Annotated in this window: 2 protein-coding genes; one reads left to right on the top strand and one right to left on the bottom strand. The window is 31.4% G+C overall.

What is annotated here, in order from left to right; genetic code table 11:
* Positions 1-524 precede the first annotated feature (524 nt).
* Positions 525-989, bottom strand: coding sequence for a hypothetical protein (locus E1171_RS20165; RefSeq protein WP_155207871.1), 465 nt, complete (start codon positions 987-989; stop codon positions 525-527).
* Positions 990-1,284: 295 nt separating this feature from the next.
* On the opposite strand from E1171_RS20165, the gene E1171_RS20160 reads away from it, so the two are divergent.
* Positions 1,285-1,707 (top strand): hypothetical protein, encoded by a 423-nt coding sequence (locus E1171_RS20160; RefSeq protein ID WP_155207870.1) that lies wholly within the window; start codon positions 1,285-1,287, stop codon positions 1,705-1,707.
* Positions 1,708-1,787 lie beyond the last annotated feature (80 nt).

The following is a 1,787-nucleotide window of genomic DNA, read 5'->3' as shown; positions in this document are numbered from 1 at the left end:
GGGGGAAATAAAACCAAAAAAATACCCCCCTACCCTTTCTAATTGTATGTTGCAAACCTACAAAAGATTAGTATCTAAAAATTGTAAAAATGCGAACGGTAAAAAATTAATATGTTTTTTAATTCAATTCCTATAATAATTATGTACAGATTCTATACACTATTCTTATTGAAAAAATTTAAGTGCATACCTCACTTAGGGATTTCATGATGCCTTTTGAACTGACCTGATAAAAAGATTAATAGGAATAGTTCTCTTAATTCAGAAAACAAAAAAAATCTTGGCTCAATTTTTAATGAGTTCCTATCTTTTTAGCCTTTGATTAGCCATTTACAGCTCAATTCAGTATATAAATTCTTTTTTCAAGTATGGAAAAAGAAATAATAAGGGAAATTTGCTTTTTCCTTTTTCACTTATTTACTAGGTAGTTACATCGATACAAAAAGAAAATGGCCTTAACAATAAAGGACCACTTGATAAGTGATCCTAAAAAAAATGGCATTAACTAAAAATAGATTATTTCTTTAATGTAAAGTTGGAGTTATGGGTCCAGACCCTGGTCCATCATCATCAGAAGTGGTTCCCTGTACTCTAAGCGGAAACGTAAACTTTGTGGTTCCACAGGACATCTCGGCATGAAATGTTAAAGTAGCCGATCCGGAAGAGACGCCCTCCACAAATACATCTATCTGATTATTAACACTAGAGTTAAATCTTAATACATTGTTATCAGAAATAGACCAATAATATTTTGTCACTCCATACGCATTTAAATCTTCAGGACTAAAAAGAACGTAATGGGCATTCTCACCAATCTTTAAAAAAGATGGTCCATAGAAATCAAAAGCCGGACAATTAACCTCCAATTCGATACTCTTGGAAATATCAGGACTAATTTCAACCCGAGGGCCCAATTTAATTTCTTCCACTTTTCTTAGGTTAAAAGAAGAAAGGATAAGTACTAATAAAAAAACTAAATACTTTTTCATGATCTTTTTTTTGGTTTCTGTTAACCGAAAGATATGGATAGGAGTCGAAAAAAAACAAACCCAAAGTAAAAGAGTGATTAAAGGTCAAAAAGTAGTGATGGATGACGGAAATAATGTTTCAAAAACAACTTTAATAATTAAATTAATTAAAAAAAAATATTTCCATATTTTAAACTTAATATGACTTATTTATTTTTTTACATTTTTTTATTTACAACCTTTTATAACTAATTACAATTATTTTATTTATATTTTCTTCTTAATATAATTACATATCACCAAATCTTAAAAAATTATGAAAAAATTCCTCCTAATTTTCGCTTTATCTTTAATTGGGTTTAATGCTATGGCTCAAAATACGATTCCACGACCACCTCTATTATGCCCGACCAGTATAACTATCGAAAGAATTAATAATGATGTATGTCAACCCGCTGTGGGTTCTTGGCCAAACCATACACTTATTTTTGAGGCACCTGCAAGTTATTCAGATTATCAATGGTCCGTGAACGGTGGATACATCTCAGCATATGGATCAAATGGTGATAATCGATGTCAAGTAGAGGTACTAACCTGCGGATATCTTACTATAAGGCTTAGAGCCAAATCTCCTAATGCCAATGCCAATTGTGATGATTATATAGAAGGTTCTATTAGCGCACCTATATCTTGCGGTGGAGATTGTCCTAGTGGAGGTCATCAACCAGTTATCTTATAATAGGGAAAGGAAAATTAATTTAGGGAAAGCCAAAAAAGACGAGATTTCGTTCTTTTTTTGGCTTTTTCCGTTCTATTTCT

It is taken from the genome of Xanthovirga aplysinae (genome assembly GCF_009711365.1).
Taxonomy (GTDB): Bacteria; Bacteroidota; Bacteroidia; order Cytophagales; family Cyclobacteriaceae; genus Xanthovirga; species Xanthovirga aplysinae.
This window is presented reverse-complemented; position numbering and strand designations above follow the sequence as displayed.